This is a genomic window from Erythrobacter sp., assembly GCF_024305245.1.
Lineage (GTDB): Bacteria > Pseudomonadota > Alphaproteobacteria > Sphingomonadales > Sphingomonadaceae > Erythrobacter.
The window spans coordinates 12,812-25,326 of record NZ_JAMWYX010000011.1 but is presented as its reverse complement, the minus strand read 5'-3'; the positions used below and the strand labels follow the sequence as shown (position 1 = coordinate 25,326).

Genomic DNA, 12,515 nt, shown 5'->3' with positions numbered 1-12,515 from the left:
TTTCGCTGCGTGATCGCAGGGGGGAACTCAGCGGCTGCGCGAAGCCAGGCGCACACCGGTATCCACTGCGCCTGCGGGCGGGTTGGTCTTGGCATAGGCAAAGCAGCCGCGCCCGGCGGACTTGACCGAACCGCACATGCTCTTGGCGCTCATCGCGCCGAACCCGGCTGCGGCAACGCGCCAGAAGGTGCGCCCGTTCACCACCGCTTCGGTGATGACGACATCGTGATCCTTCAGTTCCGGGAACTTGCGCTTGAGAACGGTCCAGCCGCGGGTCGCCTCGACCTTGTTGTCATAGGAGCCGAGCTGGACGAGGTGCGTGGCGGCAGCCTTGTCGTTGGCCATGCGGCGCTGCGATGATGCGGCGACGCGCGGTGCGGTGCGCTCGCGAGCGGCGGGCAATTGCTGCACCACCGGGCTGGAGACAAAGCGCATGCCCGATGCGCGGGCAGCCGGTGCCGGAGCAGCAGCAGCAGGGGCATTGGCAGCAGGAGCCGGGGCAGAGAAAGCTTCGGCAAAGCTCGGCTGCGGCGCTGCCTTGGGGGCGTTTACGGCCAGGGCAGGCGGCGGCGCGGATGCCACTTCCGGCACCATCGGCACATCGGCCTGCGCTGCGGCTTCGGCGACCATCACGGCCTGCGCCGGGAAATTGGCGAGCGCGAGTTGCTGCGGCTGGCCTTCATCCATGGCCGGCTTCACGTCCAGCATCGCTGCGACGCGCTGCTGGTAAAGTTCTGGAGCTGCCACTTCTGCCCACTGGGTCAGGCGGGCATCGAGCTGGTCGGCGGATACGTCTTCTGCCGCCATCACCCGCGCCATGCGCCAGTTGCCGGCCAGCGCGTAGGTGTAGGCGAGGTTCTGGCGCAGCTTGGGGGTAACCTCCTCGGCACCGCGCACGGCATTGAGCAGCACGTGCACGCCGCGTTCCGGATGCCCGGCGAGAGCGAAGGCAAGGCCAAGGTCGGCAGGATCGATCAGGTTGCCATATTCGTCCAGCACCGCAACCGCGGCCTTGCTCTCGCCCAGAGCGGCGTTGGCAAGCGCGAAGCTCAGCGCGGTGCGCGGGTCTTCGTCACCCAGATCGAGCGCATCGCCGAAGCTAACTGCCGCCGATTGGAAGCGACCTGCCTCGAGATAGGCAGCGCCCAGCAGGGCGCGGAAACCGGGATTGCGGGGCTCGGCCAGAACGGCGGCTTCTGCGTGGGCGATTGCCTTGCTGGTCTGGCCCTTCTGCAGCGCGATCTGGGCGTTCGAAAACGACACGTCGGCACGCGGTGCAGCCGAAGTGCTGCATCCGGCGAGCGCGAGCCCGGCGATCGCGGTCGTGACGGCCAGCGCGAGGCGCGGCGTGGTGAGGCCGGTCTTGATGCTGCGGTCCATGGTCTTGCTTCCCCTGTTGATTCGTCTGGGTCGGTTGCAGTCGGTGTCAGTGACGTTTGAGATGAGCGGCGATCACGTCGAGATCGTCGTATTCGGCGAGCATCGCATCGAGCGCCTCGGTGAGCAGTACCTGCGCGCTGACGCCCTGCATGGTTGCAGCCAGACGCAGCTTGAGGTGGCGTTCCGGGTCGAGCCGCAAGGTGAAAGCGGCGCGGCGCTCGTTGTTGCTCTGCGCCTTGCGGTTCAGAACACGCTGGGCCGGCACTTTGCGCGCGGCAGGTGTTGCAGCGGGAGCGGGAATTGGGGCGGGTGCCGGAGCCGGAGCGATGGGTGCATAGGCGGCTTCGTTATAGTCGTCGCCGTAATCCTCGCCCTCTTCCTCTGCCCCTTCGTAGCCTTCTTCATCCGCGTCATCGAATTCGTAACCGGCGTTGGTGGCCGAGAGATCGGATATTTCTTCCGATTCGTCCTCGGGGCCGGTCATCGCGGCTTCGGCCAGCACGCGCTCTTCTAATCGGCGTTGCTGACGGCGGATGATCGGGCTTTCCGAAGTGGCCGATTCGGAAGCGGCCACTGCAGCATTGATCGGCACCACGTCGGCGCCGTTCACATTATCGCTGTCGCTGTCGCTATCGCCGTCGCCCATGTCGTTCCAGCCGAGATCCTCGAGCTGTTCATCGGCGAGCGCGGCGATCTCCGCCTCGTCCGCAACCAGCGGCGCGACCTGCGGACGCATCGCGGGCTTGGCGCCGCCCTTGCGGGCCAGCAGGGTCGGACCGAGCGAGGCAAAACCGGCTTCGGACATTGTCCTTGTTCCTCTTTCCCGCGCTTACTGCGCCACCCGGCGACCGAAGCCGCCGGCCGGACGCGGGACGCCGCCCATCTGCACCGCGCCATTGGGGGCGGGCGCAAACACGGTGCGGCGGAAATTCTTCTCCAGCCGATCGGCGATGTAGCGCCACAATGCGGCGATCTCGGCGGCGCTGCGGCCTTCGGGATCGACTTCCATCACTGTGCGGCCATCAATCATCGAGGCGGCGAAATCGGTGCGGTGGTGCAGCGTGATCGGGGCCACGGTGCCGTGCTGCGACAGCGCGACGGCGGCTTCCGATGTGATCTTGGCCTTGGGCGTCGCCGCGTTGACGACGAACACCAGCGGCTTGCCCGCACGTTCGCACAGGTCGACCGTGGCACCCACGGCGCGCAGATCGTGCGGCGAAGGCCGGGTCGGCACCACGATCAGCTCGGCCACCTGAATGACCGACTGGATCGCCATGGTGATTGCGGGCGGGGTATCGATCACGGCCAGCTTGAAGCCCTGCTGACGCAGCACCTGAAGGTCGTTTGCAAGCCGCGAGACGGTGGTTTGGGCGAAGGCGGGATATTCCGCCTCACGCTCGTTCCACCAGTCGGCCAGCGAGCCCTGCGGATCGATATCGATCAGCACGACCGGGCCTGCGCCCGCACGCTGTGCCTGGACGGCGAGATGTCCGGATAGGGTGGTCTTCCCCGATCCGCCTTTCTGCGATGCCAAAGCGAGTACACGCAACGCTTGGGTCCCCCTGGATAAACTCCGCTACGGACCGCCCGATTGCGACCCCGACTTGCGGCTGGATGTCCAAGGGATCGCAGGATACCCCTAATTTTGGGTTAAGGTCGCGTGCTTTGCTGCAAGCATCGGGATGGGCAGGTTGCACTTTGCTTCCGCTCAGGGGGACATCCACCCGCCCTGCAAGTATTTGCTAACCCTATTGTGCTTAAGAAAGCGCCAGCGAATACGCAGGATGATGCGAGGAGCGCGATGACTATGAAGGTGTCAGGAACCAAAGCGATCATGGCAACAGCCCTGCTGGCGCTGGCTGCTACCCCTGTGCTGGCCGACGTGAAGGCCGGTGTCGATGCCTGGAGTGAGGGCGACTACACCCGCGCGGTGGGCGAATGGCAGGGCCCTGCGGCTTCGGGCGATGCCGATGCGCTGTTCAATCTGGCGCAGGCCTATCGTCTTGGTCGCGGGGTCGATGCCGACAATGCCCGCGCGCGCAGTCTTTACGAAGAGGCCGCCAGACGCGGCCATCTGAAAGCCGCCGACAATTACGGGCTGATGCTGTTTCAGGAAGGCGAGCAGGAAAAGGCGATGCCGCTGATTCGCGCCGCATCCGATCGCGGCGATCCGCGCGCGCAGTATGTGCTGGGTCTGTCTCATTTCAACGCTGATTTCGCCCCGCGCGACTGGGTGCGTGCCTATGCGCTGATGACTTTGGCGCAAGGGCAGGGCCTGCCGCAGGCGCAGGATGCCGTGGCGCAGATGGACCAATTCGTCCCGCTGGTGCAGCGCCAGCAGGCGCAGTCGCTTGCGCGCCAGCTCGAAGCCGAGGCGCAGGCCCAGCGCAGTGCCGAATTGGCCGCCGCCGAACTCGGGTCTGGCCAGGCGGCACCGCTTGCCGCGCAGCCGCGTCCGGCAGTGTTGACTGCGGTGTCCCAAGGCCCGGCGGCAATGCCCGTTCCGGCGCCCACGCCCGTTTCGCCGCCGGTCGCGATGACTGCTGCTGCCGCACCTGCGCCGGTGCGTGTTGCCGCAGCGCCAACGCCAACGCCAACGCCTGCGCCCGCCGCCCGCTCGATCGGCACCTGGCGGGTGCAGCTTGGCGCGTTCGGTGTGGCGGGCAATGCCGACCGGATGTGGAACAAGCTGTCCGGCAATCCTGCGCTCGCGGGGACGCAGAAGACCCTCATTCCCAGCGGCAAGGTTACCCGCCTGCTGGCCACCGGGTTCGCCAGCAAGACCGCCGCCCAACAGGCCTGTGCGAGCCTCAAGCGGCAGGGGCAGGCCTGTCTGGTCGTCAGTCAGGGCTGAGCGGGCTTTCCATAAGCGCCTGACTTGCTAGATTGCCCGCTCAATCAAGGCGGGGGATCGGCCATGGATGACGCAGTTAGCGCGGGTGAAGCACAGGGCATTTTCACAAACACCGAACCGGTAATTGCGCCGGTGGCGGCGGGCGAACGGATCGACACGCTCGATTTCATTCGCGGGCTGGCGGTAATGGGCATCCTTGCCGCCAATATCGTCGCCTTTGGCCAGCCGTTCGACGCCTATATGTACCCGGCCGCCTTCAAGGTCGACGCGGGCGATCCGGGCGGTTGGATGTGGATCGCACAATTCATCCTGATCGACGGCAAGATGCGCGGGCTGTTCACCCTGCTTTTCGGCGCAGGCCTGTATCTGTTCATGGAGAAAGCCTGGGCGCGCGGGGCCACTCGCAAGCTTCAGGCTTGGCGCCTGTTCATCCTGATGATCTTCGGGATGGTGCATTTCTTCTTCATCTGGCCGGGCGACATCCTGTTCTATTATGCGCTGTTCGGCTTCGTCGCGCTCGCCTGCATCCGCTGGAGCATCAAGGCCCAGTTGGGGCTTGGCTTGGCGGGCTACATGGGGGGTGTTTTGTTCTATGCCGCCGCGATGTCGATGCCGTGGGTGGTCATGTCGGGCGCGCTGGGGGACAGTCCCGAAATGGCGGATGCCCGCGCCGGGCTGGAGAGCGGTATGCAGGAAACGCTCGCTCGCGGCGACGTGCCGAACGCCGCGATCGCTGCGGGCGATTACGGCACGCTGGTGATGCATCGGCTGACCGAGCAATGGAGCGAACCGCTGCTCAACGCCCTTCTGTTCGGATTCGAAACCTTGCCGCTGATGCTGCTGGGCATGGCGCTCTATCGCCTCGGCTTCTTCAGTGGCGGATTCGCGCGCGGCAAAATGCTGCTGTGGGGCTGGGTTGGGGTGATTTTCGGCGGGCTGGCGCATCTGGCGATCGGATTGGCGATGCAGGCCGACGGCTTCAGTTACTACGGCACGCTCGCCGCTTTCGTCGGCTGGAGCCCGCTGCCGCGGCTGTGGATGGTGCTGGGGCTGGCGGCGCTGCTGGTGGTCTATGCACCGGGCGCGACCGGCTGGCTGGGCGACCGGGTGCGCGCGGCCGGGCGCGCGGCGTTCACCAATTACCTCGGTACGTCGATTGTGATGATGTTCGTGTTCCACGGCTGGGCGCTGGGGCTGTTCGGCGAATTGAACCGCCCGCAGCTTTACATCGTCGTGGCACTGACCTGGGTGTTGATGCTGGCCTGGTCGAAGCCGTGGCTCGACCGCTATCGCTACGGCCCGCTCGAATGGCTGTGGCGTTGCCTGACCTACCGGCAGATGTTTCCGCTGAAGAAGTGAGGGTCAAGCGCCCGAGGAAGCCCCCCGAAAGGTACTGGAACAGTCGCCGAAGGCGACTGCAAGCGCGACCGCGCGCCCGCAGCGACGCGGCCTTCAGGTCGCATGAGCGAGGATTTCGCATCGCGGATGCGATGCGGCGCACAAAAGAGTTGTTATTGAGAATAACTCGCATACATTGCTCCTGCAAACGCCTCGCAGGAGTGATTCGGCGGCCATGTACATCTGTATCTGCAATGCCATTCGTGAGACTGACTTGCGTCAGGCGGCCGTCAGTTGCGAAGGCGACGCCGAAGCGACTTACGCCACACTGGGCAAGCGGCCCAATTGCGGCCAATGTCTTGATGAAGCGCAGGAGATCATCGACGCGGAGCGCGCAGCCGTCTGCTGCAAGGAATTCGCACTATAGGCGCCGCCACCCGCGATTGCGAACCTCTCGCAACCCGCTGATTCACAAAGAAAAATTCTTTTCCGCCCCTTGCGGACATAGCCCGGTAGCGTCTATCTAGGGCGCAACGCCACAAGGCGCTTTGATCTATCGCAAGGAGGAACCGCCATGAAGGGCGATCCCAAAGTCATCGACTATCTCAACGCGGCGCTCACCAACGAGCTGACCGCGATCAACCAGTACTGGCTGCATTACCGCGTGCTCGACAACTGGGGCCTGAAGAAGCTGGCAGCCTACGAACGCCACGAATCGATCGAGGAAATGGAGCACGCCGACAAGCTGGCCGAACGCATCCTGTTCCTGGAAGCGCTCCCGAACTTTCAAGCGATCCACAAGCTGAAGGTCGGCGAGAATGTCGAGGAAGTGCTGAAGGCCGACCTCGCGCTCGAACACGAAGCGATCCCGCTGCTGAAAGATGCGGCGGAATATGCCCGCAGCGTCAAGGACCACACCTCGGCCGGGCTGTTCGAGGAAATCCTCAAGAACGAGGAAGAGCATGTCGACTTCCTCGAAACCCAGTTCGAGATGATCGATCGCATGGGTCTGCACAATTACGTCCAGCTGCAAAGCGCGCCTGCGGGCGACAGCTGAGACGATCAGTCAGGGCTGAAATCAGGGGAGCAGGGCCGGTTCGCGGTTCTGCTCCCTTTTTTACGCGTGCCCAACACGCTTCACTGCTTGTCCTGGATTGGCTTCGCCCCGCGCGCCGCGATCCGCGTTTCGCGCAGGAAGAACGCCAGCCCGGTCACCAGCAGCGCCATCGTCAGCACCCACAGGAACGCGATCAGCGTGCCGATCTGCGCGGTGATATAGGCCGATATGAACAGCAGCCCGATCACCGCGCTGATGATCACGGCGGACGCGGTCGAGAACATGATCGCGCCCTGCATCAAGCGGCGGCGGCCCATCAGCCAGTCCAGCTCGCTCTCTTGCCGGTCGGTACGCTGGCCCTCGGTCGCGTCCTCGATCTTGTCGATCCGCTGGGCGATCCAGATCATCCGGCTCATGATGACGTTCATGATCGCCCCGATGCCCGACAGCAGGAACGCGGGCGCAAGGCTCAGCTGGACCACTTGCTGCACGCGCGGGGTGGAGGCGGTGCGCTCGAGAATTTCGAACGCGAAGGGCGATTGCGCGGTGGCGGCGAGGAGATCGAGCAGCATCAGTCTTTGGCGTAGGGGTTCTTGGAAGATTTGAGCGTGACCCGCACCGGCACCGCATCGAAACCGAGCTTGGCACGGATGCCGTTGATCAGATAGCGTTCGTAACTGGTGGGCAATTGGTCGAGCCGGCTGCCGAAGATCACGAAACGCGGCGGGCGCGTGCCGGCCTGCGTGATGTAACGCAGCTTGATCCGCTTGCCACCGGGTGCGGGCGGGGGATTGGCTTCCAGCGCATCGTCGAACCAGCGGTTGAGCGCGGCGGTGGAGACGCGCTTCGACCAGCTGTCGCGCAGTTCGAACGCGCCCGACAGCATCTGGTCGAGCCCCTTGCCGGTCTTGGCCGACACCGCGAACAGCGGCAGCCCGCGCACCTGCGCCAGCCCATCGTCCAGCGCGCCGCGGATACCGTTGAACAGGCCGCTCGCACCCTCGGCCACGTCCCACTTGTTGATCGCGATCATCAGCGCGCGGCCTTCTTCGAGGACGTGGCTGGCGATCTTGAGATCCTGATGTTCCAGCCCCTGCGTCGCATCGAGCAGCAGCACCACGACCTCGGCAAAATCGACGGCGCGCTTGGCATCGGCAACCGAGAGCTTTTCGAGCTTTTCGGTCACATTGCGCTTCTTGCGCATCCCGGCGGTGTCGATCAGGCGGATGTCGCGGACCTCGCCGGTCTTCGGGTCGGTCCACTTCCAGTCGATCGCAATCGAATCGCGGGTAATGCCTGCCTCAGGCCCGGTCAGCAGCCGGTCTTCGCCCAGCAGGCGGTTGATGAGCGTGGATTTGCCCGCATTGGGCCGCCCGACGATGGCCAGCTTCAGCGGACCGGACGGGCGCTCTTCCTCGTCCATCGCGGCGGCATAGGCCGCTTCGATTTCCTGCGCTTCCTCGTACAGATCGGCCTGGTTGCCGATGATCGGGAACAGCCCGCCGAACAGGTCGGCGATGCCTTCGCCATGCTCCGCAGACAGCGGCACCGGATCGCCGAGGCCGAGCGCGTAGGATTCGATCACCCCGTGTTCGCCCGCAGACCCTTCGGCCTTGTTGGCGACCACCACCACCGGCACCGATTGTTCGCGCAGGTAGCGGGCGATTTCCGTGTCGAGCGGGGTCAGGCCGGCACGCGCGTCGATCACGAACAGCGCGGCGTCCGCGCCTTCGAGGCTGGCCTCGGTCTGCATCCGCATCCGGCCGGGCAGGGTGTGCGCGTCCTCGTCTTCCCACCCGGCGGTATCGACCACGGTGAAATGCAGGCCCGCAATGTCGGCATCGCCCATCCGCCGGTCACGCGTGACGCCGGGCTGATCGTCGACGAGGGCGAGCTTCTTGCCCACCAGCCGGTTGAACAGCGTGGACTTGCCGACATTGGGTCGGCCGATGATGACGACTTCGGGCTTCTTCAAGGAGGACATATTGCCGCCAAGTGGGCGCAAATCCCCGATTTGGCAAGCGGCGCGGAAGTGTGGCCCGCCCCCTTACCTTTGCGACCTAATCCTTGCGGGCGACCGGCGGGCTGTCGCCCAGATCCTCGAACCACGCCTCGACCGGGCCGGTCAGCTTGATCGTCAGCGGCTGCCCCTTGCGATCGACCGCCTTGCCCGCCTGCACCCGCACCCAGCCTTCGGAGATCGAATATTCCTCGACATCGGTGCGCACCCGGTCCTTGAACCGGATACCGATGCCGCGCTGCAGTTTATCCGCGTCGAAGAACGCGCTGCGCGGATTGACCGAGAGGTGATCGGGCGGGACATCCGCGCCGGTGTTCGCCGCGGGTGTGGTTTCGGAAGGTTGATCGCTCATCGCTGCGCCCTTAATCGCCAATCCCCCGTGCTTCAAGCGACTTCAGGCGTGTTGCGCTTGCCCTTTTGGGTTTGGGGGGATAAGGGCGGCGACTGATACGCGCGGGTGGCCATCGCTTCCCGCGCGGCTTCGTTCGGGCATGCGGGCGTGGCGAAATTGGTAGACGCGCCAGATTTAGGTTCTGGTATCGCAAGATGTGGGGGTTCGAGTCCCTTCGCCCGCACCAAATTCGCCCCGGAATGCATTTGTCATGGATGGGGCCGTACCCACGGATTTTTTGGCAAGAAGGCTTCAGACCAGTCCCTATGCAAACCAAGCAGACCGTCAATGAAGGGCTCAAGCGCGCCTATCTGATCACCATCCCCGCTGCCGATCTCACCGCGAAGATCGACGCCGAGATCAAGAAGGTTGCGCCGCAAGTGCGGATGCCCGGCTTCCGTCCGGGCAAGGTGCCCGCCAACCTCGTCAAGAAGATGCACGGCGAAGCCCTGCACGCGCAGGTGGTGAACGACACCATCAGCGAATCGGTCGACAAGCTGATGCGTGACGAGGGCTTGCGCCCCGCGATGCAGCCGCAGATCGCGCTGGGTGAAGATTACCAGCAGGGCAAGGACGCCGAAATCACCGTCAGCCTCGAAGTGCTGCCCGCGATCGACACGCCGAGCATCGACGGGATCACGCTGGAAAAGCTGGTCGTGCCGGTTACCGACGCGCAGGTCGAAGAGGCGCTGCAGGGAATCGCCGGACAGAACAAGAGCTACAAGGACGCGGCCAAGACCAAGAAGGCGGCGGACGGCGATCAGCTGATCATCGATTTCGTCGGCAAGCTGGACGGGGTCGAGTTCGAAGGCGGCAAGGCCGAAGACGCGGCGCTGGTGCTCGGTTCGGGCACCTTCATCCCCGGTTTCGAAGAACAGCTGGTGGGCGTGAAGACCGGTCAGGAAAAGACCATCACGGTTACCTTCCCGGCGGAATATCAGGCCGAACATCTGGCGGGCAAGGATGCGACCTTCGATATCACCGTGAAGGCAGTGAAGGTCGAAACCGAAACCCAGATCGACGAAGAATTCGCCAAGAGCCTCGGCCTCGACAGCCTCGAAAAGCTCAAGGACATCATGAAGGCGCAGCTGGAACAGCAGACCGCCGGCCTGACCCGCACGCAGATGAAGCGCGCGCTGCTCGATCAGCTGGCGGCAGGTCACAGCTTCGAAGTGCCCGGCACCATGGTCGAGGCGGAATTCGCTCAGATCTGGCAGCAGCTCCAGCAGGAAGCCGCGAATGACGAGGATCCTGCGGCTGCGCTGAAGCAGATCGAAGACGAAAAGGACGAATACAAGTCGATCGCGGAACGCCGCGTGCGTCTGGGGTTGTTGCTGTCCGAAATCGGCCAAGCCAATGGTGTCGAGGTGACGCAGCAGGAAATGTCCATGCTGATCCAGCAGGGTGCCCAGCAGTATCGCCCCGAGGATCGCCAGCGGTTCGTCGAATACATCCAGTCCGAACCGATGGCCGCCGCCCAGCTGCGCGCGCCGCTGTACGAGGACAAGGTCGTCGACTTCCTGTTCGACAAGGCTGAAGTGACCGAGCGCGAAGTGACCGTCGAGGAGCTTCAGGCCGCGATCGAAGCGGAAGAAACCGCCGACGCCTCGCCTGCGCCCAAGAAGGCCGCTGCCAAGAAAAAGGCGCCCGCCAAGAAGGAAGCCGCTGCGGCTGAGGAAGCTCCGGCTGCCGAAGAAAAGCCTGCTGCGAAAAAGGCTCCGGCCAAGAAGGCTCCCGCCAAGAAGGCAGGCGACGAAGCGGAAGCCAAGCCTGCGGCCAAGAAGGCCCCGGCCAAGAAGGCGGCTGATGCCGAGCCTGCGGAAAAGCCCGCAGCCAAGAAGGCTCCGGCCAAGAAGGCCGCTGCCAAGAAGTAATCGCGAAAGGCGGAGCGTTTAGCGCTCCGCCGGTCGCCATGCGCGAAACGTGGGCGCGGGCAGTGTTGCTGTCCGCGCCTTTTCGTATCCGGCGCCCGCTTTCAGCACGCCGTGATCGTCCCACTTCGCGCCCAGAATGCTGAGGCCGACCGGCAGCCCTTCGATCCCGCCCATCGGCACCGTCAGATGCGGATAACCCGCGATGGCGGAGGGGCTGCCGAAGCCGACCGAGCCGTTGAAGTTGTCGCCGTTGACCAGATCGGTGGTCCACGCCGGGCCGCGCGTCGGGACGACGAGGAATTGCACGTCGTTGTCGGCCAGCAGCGTATCGAGCGTTTCCGGCCCGGCGATCCGCAACGCATTGGCGCGCGCGGTTTCGTAGGCGGCGCGGTCGGTGGTGGTCTCGGCCTGTTCGAACAATTCCTGCCCGAACCAGCGCATCTCGGAATCGGCATTGGCCACGTTGAACGCGATCAGATCGGCCAGACTGCGCGGGGTCTGCTCTCCGGCAAAGGCAGGGAGTGCGGCGAGGTATTTGCCCATCTCCTCGCGCAGTTCGAACATCAGCACGGTGAAGCTGTCCTCGTACATCTGCGCATCGGGTTTGAAGTCGATATCGACCAGCACCGCGCCCGCCCGCTCCAGATCGGCGAGCGCGTTCTGGAATACTCCTTTGAGGTCTTCGCGGTTGCCCACCTGTCCGCGCATCACCCCGATCCGCACGCCCTGAAGCGATGCGGTGTCGAGCCCGGCGGTGTAATCGGCTACGCGCTGCGCAGTCAGCGTCACCGCATCGGCCGGGTCCTCGCCCGCCATCGCGGTCAGCAGCAGCGCGGCATCATACACCGTGCGGGTCATCGGCCCGGCGGTATCCTGCGTGCTGGAAATCGGCACGACATGGGTGCGGCTGACGATCCCGACGCTGGGTTTGAACCCGACGATGCCGTTGATGCTGGCCGGGCAGGTGATCGAACCATTGGTTTCCGTCCCGATCGCGCCCCACGCAAACCCCGCCGCCACCGCCGCGCCGCTGCCGGACGATGATCCGCAGGTGTTGCGGTCGATGGCGTAGGGATTCTTGGTCAGGCCACCCACCGCGCTCCACCCGCTGCTCGACCCGTCGGAGCGGATATTGGCCCATTCGGACAGGTTGGTCTTGCCCAGCACCACGCCGCCGCCTGCGCGCAGGTTGGCGATCAGCGGCGCATCGCGCCCGGTCATGTTGCCCTTCAGCGCCAGGCTGCCCGCAGTGGTCGGGAATCCGGCGGTCTCGATATTGTCCTTCACCAGCACGGTGCGACCGCGCAGCGGCCCGACGCCCGCCTGCTGGCGCGCCTTGACCGAGGCGGCGGGATCGTAATCGATCACCGCATTCAGCCGCGGTCCGTTGTCGTCGAGCGCCTGAATGCGCAGGACATATTCGTCCACCGCCAGCATTTCCGCCATCGCTTCGCGATCGGGAGGCGTCTGGTCGTTTTGTGCGAAAGCCGCGACGGAGTAACCGGCAAGCAGCAACGGAAGCGCGCGGCGCGCGAAGGTGAGAGTGATCATGGCGCACAGGTTTGCCCGATCTTCGCCGGAACGCAAGTGCGGGCCATGCT

Annotated in this window: 12 protein-coding genes and 1 tRNA gene; 6 read left to right on the top strand and 7 right to left on the bottom strand. The window is 64.8% G+C overall.

Annotated elements, in window-relative coordinates:
- Positions 1–27: 27 nt before the first annotated feature.
- The 3 genes from Q0L48_RS13965 to Q0L48_RS13955 are packed head-to-tail and all read right to left on the bottom strand — an operon-like array spanning position 28 to position 2,929.
- The gene (locus Q0L48_RS13965) at positions 28–1,380 is read right to left on the bottom strand and encodes a tetratricopeptide repeat protein (protein WP_296721952.1); all 1,353 of its coding nucleotides are present in this window, start codon (positions 1,378–1,380) and stop codon (positions 28–30) included.
- A gap of 46 nt (positions 1,381–1,426) precedes the next feature.
- Positions 1,427–2,185, bottom strand: coding sequence for a hypothetical protein (locus tag Q0L48_RS13960; protein WP_296721949.1), 759 nt, complete (start codon positions 2,183–2,185; stop codon positions 1,427–1,429).
- A gap of 24 nt (positions 2,186–2,209) precedes the next feature.
- Entirely contained in the window at positions 2,210–2,929 is a 720-nt protein-coding gene (locus tag Q0L48_RS13955; RefSeq protein WP_072673181.1) for a ParA family protein, read from the bottom strand.
- Positions 2,930–3,214: 285 nt separating this feature from the next.
- On the opposite strand from Q0L48_RS13955, the gene Q0L48_RS13950 reads away from it, so the two are divergent.
- The 4 genes from Q0L48_RS13950 to bfr all read left to right on the top strand — a co-directional run bounded on the left by Q0L48_RS13950 (position 3,215) and on the right by bfr (position 6,629).
- Complete coding sequence (locus Q0L48_RS13950; protein ID WP_296721946.1) at positions 3,215–4,234, top strand: SPOR domain-containing protein; 1,020 nt, start codon at positions 3,215–3,217, stop codon at positions 4,232–4,234.
- A 63-nt stretch (positions 4,235–4,297) separates the two neighbouring features.
- Positions 4,298–5,593, top strand: coding sequence for a DUF418 domain-containing protein (locus tag Q0L48_RS13945; protein WP_296721944.1), 1,296 nt, complete (start codon positions 4,298–4,300; stop codon positions 5,591–5,593).
- Positions 5,594–5,807: 214 nt separating this feature from the next.
- Positions 5,808–5,999 carry a ferredoxin gene (locus Q0L48_RS13940; protein WP_296721942.1) on the top strand — a complete coding sequence of 64 codons (192 nt, stop codon included), beginning with the start codon at positions 5,808–5,810 and terminating at the stop codon, positions 5,997–5,999.
- Between the two features lie 147 nt (positions 6,000–6,146).
- On the top strand, positions 6,147–6,629 hold the full coding sequence (gene bfr / locus Q0L48_RS13935; RefSeq protein ID WP_296721940.1) for a bacterioferritin: 483 nt from the start codon (positions 6,147–6,149) through the stop codon (positions 6,627–6,629).
- A gap of 80 nt (positions 6,630–6,709) precedes the next feature.
- On the opposite strand, the gene Q0L48_RS13930 is transcribed toward bfr, so the two are convergent.
- From Q0L48_RS13930 to Q0L48_RS13920, 3 genes are all read right to left on the bottom strand, one after another.
- Positions 6,710–7,201: a DUF2721 domain-containing protein gene (locus Q0L48_RS13930; protein WP_296721939.1), complete on the bottom strand. Its 492-nt coding sequence runs from the start codon at positions 7,199–7,201 to the stop codon at positions 6,710–6,712.
- Entirely contained in the window at positions 7,201–8,613 is a 1,413-nt protein-coding gene (der, locus tag Q0L48_RS13925; RefSeq protein WP_296721938.1) for a ribosome biogenesis GTPase Der, read from the bottom strand. Before der ends, Q0L48_RS13930 begins: the two co-directional genes overlap by 1 nt.
- Before the next feature lie 76 nt (positions 8,614–8,689).
- Positions 8,690–9,001 carry a DUF3297 family protein gene (locus tag Q0L48_RS13920; RefSeq protein ID WP_296721937.1) on the bottom strand — a complete coding sequence of 104 codons (312 nt, stop codon included), beginning with the start codon at positions 8,999–9,001 and terminating at the stop codon, positions 8,690–8,692.
- Between the two features lie 141 nt (positions 9,002–9,142).
- Here Q0L48_RS13920 and Q0L48_RS13915 point away from each other — a divergent pair.
- Together Q0L48_RS13915 and tig are read left to right on the top strand one after the other, a co-directional pair.
- A tRNA-Leu gene (locus Q0L48_RS13915) sits at positions 9,143–9,227 on the top strand.
- A gap of 79 nt (positions 9,228–9,306) precedes the next feature.
- Entirely contained in the window at positions 9,307–10,914 is a 1,608-nt protein-coding gene (tig, locus tag Q0L48_RS13910; RefSeq protein ID WP_296721935.1) for a trigger factor, read from the top strand.
- Positions 10,915–10,932: 18 nt separating this feature from the next.
- Here tig and Q0L48_RS13905 read toward each other — a convergent pair whose 3' ends face one another.
- Positions 10,933–12,465: an amidase gene (locus Q0L48_RS13905; RefSeq protein WP_296721934.1), complete on the bottom strand. Its 1,533-nt coding sequence runs from the start codon at positions 12,463–12,465 to the stop codon at positions 10,933–10,935.
- Between the last annotated feature and the right edge of the window lie 50 nt (positions 12,466–12,515).

What these genes read in the sequence shown, in the direction of transcription:
- Q0L48_RS13965 (WP_296721952.1), bottom strand. Translation starts at nt 1,380, where the DNA reads ATGGACCGCAGCATCAAGACCGGCCTCACCACGCCGCGCCTCGCGCTG.
- Q0L48_RS13960 (WP_296721949.1), bottom strand. Translation starts at nt 2,185, where the DNA reads ATGTCCGAAGCCGGTTTTGCCTCGCTCGGTCCGACCCTGCTGGCCCGC.
- Q0L48_RS13950 (WP_296721946.1), top strand. Translation starts at nt 3,215, where the DNA reads ATGGCAACAGCCCTGCTGGCGCTGGCTGCTACCCCTGTGCTGGCCGAC.
- Q0L48_RS13945 (WP_296721944.1), top strand. Translation starts at nt 4,298, where the DNA reads ATGGATGACGCAGTTAGCGCGGGTGAAGCACAGGGCATTTTCACAAAC.
- Q0L48_RS13940 (WP_296721942.1), top strand. Translation starts at nt 5,808, where the DNA reads ATGTACATCTGTATCTGCAATGCCATTCGTGAGACTGACTTGCGTCAG.
- bfr (WP_296721940.1), top strand. Translation starts at nt 6,147, where the DNA reads ATGAAGGGCGATCCCAAAGTCATCGACTATCTCAACGCGGCGCTCACC.
- Q0L48_RS13930 (WP_296721939.1), bottom strand. Translation starts at nt 7,201, where the DNA reads ATGCTGCTCGATCTCCTCGCCGCCACCGCGCAATCGCCCTTCGCGTTC.
- der (WP_296721938.1), bottom strand. Translation starts at nt 8,613, where the DNA reads ATGTCCTCCTTGAAGAAGCCCGAAGTCGTCATCATCGGCCGACCCAAT.
- Q0L48_RS13920 (WP_296721937.1), bottom strand. Translation starts at nt 9,001, where the DNA reads ATGAGCGATCAACCTTCCGAAACCACACCCGCGGCGAACACCGGCGCG.
- tig (WP_296721935.1), top strand. Translation starts at nt 9,307, where the DNA reads ATGCAAACCAAGCAGACCGTCAATGAAGGGCTCAAGCGCGCCTATCTG.
- Q0L48_RS13905 (WP_296721934.1), bottom strand. Translation starts at nt 12,465, where the DNA reads ATGATCACTCTCACCTTCGCGCGCCGCGCGCTTCCGTTGCTGCTTGCC.